Consider the following 3355-nt stretch of genomic DNA (forward strand, 5'->3'; position numbering starts at 1 on the left):
AAGGAACGGTCGCTTCCTTTGTACTCACCCTCTCGGGCTTTCCTCCGGGCGCTTCCCTTCGGTCTTGCGTTTCCGACTCTATCAGATCTTTCCGATCCGATTTCCTCGGTGCTTTCCAGGTTCCCGCTTTCGCGTTTCCCTTTCCGGCGGTTCCGACTTTATCAGAAGTTCTGAGCCGGTCTGACCGACCGTTCATTTCCGATTCATCGGGAGAGTGCTTCGCCGGATTCTGTGATCCGGAGGAAGCCGATAGTTTCTCACCGCTGCCCTGCGGGGTGATCCCCTCTCCAGGCAACTGTTCGAATCTACCTCCCCGCTCGCTCCGTGTCAACGGCTCTTGCGGGAACGAAGAGGACAGTAGCAGCTCACCGGGCACGGATGCACATCAGGCGGCCGTGGGCACTGTGGCGCTGCGCTCGAACGCCTCGACGTCGCCCGTGTCGCCGGCCCGCGCGGCACGTCCGCCCACGACATAGACGTAGGCGAGGAAGGCCAGTTCGGCGACGACTCCGATGGCGATGCGGGCCCAGGTCGGCAGGCCGGAGGGAGTGACGAAGCCTTCGATGGCGCCGGAGACGAACAGGACAAGCGCGAGTCCGATCGCCATGCCGATGGCGGCCCTGCCCTCCTCCGCCAGGGCGACACGTCGGGTCCGGGGGCCGGGGTCGATGAGCGTCCAGCCGAGGCGAAGGCCGGTGCCGGCGGCCACGAAGACCGCGGTCAGTTCGAGCAGGCCGTGCGGGAGAACCAGCCCCAGGAAGGTGTCGAGGCGGCCGGCCGACGACATGAGGCCGAAGCCGATGCCGAGGTTGAGCATGTTCTGGAACAGGATCCAGATGACCGGCAGGCCCAGGAAGACGCCCAGGATCAGGCAGAGCGCGGCGGCCCAGGCGTTGTTCGTCCAGACCTGTGCGGCGAAGGAGGCCGCGGGGTGGCTCGAGTAGTACGTCTCGTACTGGCCACCGGGGCGGGTGAGTTCGCGCAGTTCGCTGGGGGCCGCGATCGTTGACTGCACGTCCGGGTGGGTGCCGATCCACCAGCCCAGGAGCGCCGCGACGGCGGTCGACAGGAGGGCGGTGGGGACCCACCAGTGACGGGCCCGGTAGACGGCGGCCGGGAACTGCTGGGTGAGGAAGCGGGTGATGTCGCGCCAGGAGGCCCGCCGGGTGCCGGTCACGACACTGCGCGCGCGGGCCACCAGTTGGCTGAGCCGGCCGGTCAGCTGCGGGTCCGGGGCGCTGGACTGGATGAGGGAGAGGTGGGTGGCGGTGCGCTGGTAGAGGGCGACGAGTTCGTCGGTCTCGGCGCCGGTCAGTCGGCGCCGGCGCCGGAGCAGGGCGTCGAGGCGGTCCCACTCCGCGCGGTGGGCGGAGACGAAGACGTCGAGGTCCATCGGTGTGCCTGCTCCTCGGCTATCGTCGGCGGCTCGTCGTGGATCAGCTTGTCCTACTGCGGCGTGGTGCGTCCTCAGCTTGGCAGACTGGCGGGGACGGGGGCAGTCAGGGGAAGGGCGGCAGGCGTGAGTGAGCTGGTGACGGGCGAGGCGGTGGCGCTGGAGTTGCGTCCCGCGAGGCTGCCCAGCAGGGCGCTCGCCGTCCTGCTCGATCTGGCGGTGGCGGTCGCCGTCTATGTGGCGGTGACCATCGTGCTGGTGGCTTCCACCGCGTCCCTTGACGTGGCGGCGCAGACCGCGCTGTCGATCGCGGCCTTCGTCCTCGTCCTGGTGGGCGGGCCGATCGCGGTGGAGACACTCAGCCACGGGCGGTCGCTCGGGAAGATGGCCTGCGGGCTGCGGGTGGTGCGGGACGACGGCGGGCCGATCCGGTTCAGGCACGCGCTGGTGCGGGGCCTGATCGGGGTGATCGAGATCCTCATGACGTTCGGTGTCGTCGCCTGTATCGCTTCGCTGGTGTCGGCGCGCGGACGGCGGCTCGGGGACGTGTTCGCGGGGACCCTGGTGGTGCGGGAGCGGGTGCCGGTTCCGGCGGCGGGCTCCATGCCGCCGCCTCCTCCTTGGCTGGCCGGGCGGTTCTCGGGGCTCGACCTGTCCGCGGTGCCCGACGATCTGTGGCTTGCCGTGCGTCAGTACCTGACGCGCATGGGGCAGCTGGATCCCCGGGTCGGCTGGGCGATGGCGGAGCGGCTCGCGGCGGACGTGGCGGCACGGACGGGGGCTCCGGCACCGCGGGAGGTACCGCCCGCCGCGTATCTGGCGGCGATGATGCACGAGCGGCAGGCTCGGGAGGCCCGGCGGACGTTCGGGAGTGCGCAGCCGGTCGGGAGTGCGCCCGCGGCCGGGGGGCCGCCGGTGACGGAGGCCGTGGTTTCTCCTCCGCCGACCGCGTGCCCGATGGCGCCGCCGGTTCCGCCGACGGCAGCGCCTCCCGCGGGGCCGCCGACCGCTCCTTCGCGGCCGGCCGGGCCCGAGGTGTCGCGGGACGCGGCTTCGGACGGTCGGTCCGGTACGGGGTTCGTGCCACCGGCGTAGTGGGCGGGGGCGGTGCCTTCGGGCGGTGCCGTAGCGGTGGGCGTCCGAGGGGCTCACGGGAAGACGGTCGGCGGCGACTCCAGGTCCTCCAACTCGATGCCGGGGGCCGCGAGTACGACGTCCCCGGCGATGTGCACGGCGTGCTGCTCTCCCGTGTCCAGGGCTGTGACCTGGTATTCGTCCACGGTGAGGGGGCCGTTGTCAGTGGCGTGTGCTTCTCTGTTCACCAGGGCCCAGGACTGGTCCACGGTGCGGGGGGCGAGGACCGGATCTGTGAGGGCGACGAGGCGTACGCGGGTGGCCGCGGCGGAGGGGGTGAGGCGCAGGAGGCGGGTGGCGGCGACGAGGAAGGCCGGGGAGGTGCCGGTGAAGGCGTGGGCGCGCGCATTGCCTTCGGTGGCGTGGACTCCGGTGGGGTCGGTACGGACCCAGGTGACGCCGTCGATGGCCGCGCCCCGGACCTGCCAGTCCGAGGCGTGGAGTTCGAGCCGGATGGGACGGCCGAGTTCGTCCAGAGCGAGATCGACGGAGCCGTGGTGGTCGCCGGTGGGTGTGGTCAGCCGGGATACGTAGCGCCAGCCGGAGGGGCCGGGGGCGCACTGGAAGTGTTCTTCCGCGAGGAGGGTGTGGTCGTGCGGATCGTGGAGCGAATAACGGCCGCGGGGCATGGAGGTCCTGGGTGGTGACGGGCTGCTGGTCCGGCCGCTGAGGCGCCAACGGGGCAGGCCCCCGGCACGGGGGTGCGGGGGCCTGTCTCGGAGGTGCCGTCGGGCTCGGTAGGGCTCAGTAGCGGTAGTGGTCCGCCTTGTACGGGCCCTCGACCTTGACGCCGATGTACTCGGCCTGCTCCGGACGGAGCGTGGTCAG

The 3355-nt window shown here is 71.2% G+C and carries 4 protein-coding genes; 1 reads left to right on the forward strand and 3 read right to left on the reverse strand.

What is annotated here, in order from left to right:
• Positions 1–385: 385 nt before the first annotated feature.
• Positions 386–1393 (reverse strand): stage II sporulation protein M, encoded by a 1008-nt coding sequence (locus IE142_RS34460; protein ID WP_191889378.1) that lies wholly within the window; start codon positions 1391–1393, stop codon positions 386–388.
• 126 nt (positions 1394–1519) lie between these two features.
• Here IE142_RS34460 and IE142_RS34465 point away from each other — a divergent pair, with 126 nt between their 5' ends.
• A complete protein-coding gene (locus IE142_RS34465; RefSeq protein ID WP_191889379.1) occupies positions 1520–2488 on the forward strand; it encodes an RDD family protein in 969 nt (322 codons plus the stop codon).
• A 53-nt stretch (positions 2489–2541) separates the two neighbouring features.
• Here the strand turns inward: IE142_RS34465 and IE142_RS34470 are convergent, their stop codons facing one another.
• Positions 2542–3156 carry a hypothetical protein gene (locus IE142_RS34470; protein ID WP_191889380.1) on the reverse strand — a complete coding sequence of 205 codons (615 nt, stop codon included), beginning with the start codon at positions 3154–3156 and terminating at the stop codon, positions 2542–2544.
• 115 nt (positions 3157–3271) lie between these two features.
• Positions 3272–3355, reverse strand: an 84-nt coding sequence (locus IE142_RS34475) for an adenosylhomocysteinase (RefSeq protein ID WP_191889381.1), incomplete at its 5' end; no start/stop codon positions are given.

The sequence above is a fragment of the Streptomyces mutabilis genome (assembly GCF_014649815.1).
Lineage (GTDB): Bacteria > Actinomycetota > Actinomycetes > Streptomycetales > Streptomycetaceae > Streptomyces > Streptomyces mutabilis.

Excerpts from the sequence above, each read along its gene's own strand:
- IE142_RS34460 (WP_191889378.1), bottom strand. The coding sequence starts at position 1,393 with ATGGACCTCGACGTCTTCGTCTCCGCCCACCGCGCGGAGTGGGACCGC.
- IE142_RS34470 (WP_191889380.1), bottom strand. The coding sequence starts at position 3,156 with ATGCCCCGCGGCCGTTATTCGCTCCACGATCCGCACGACCACACCCTC.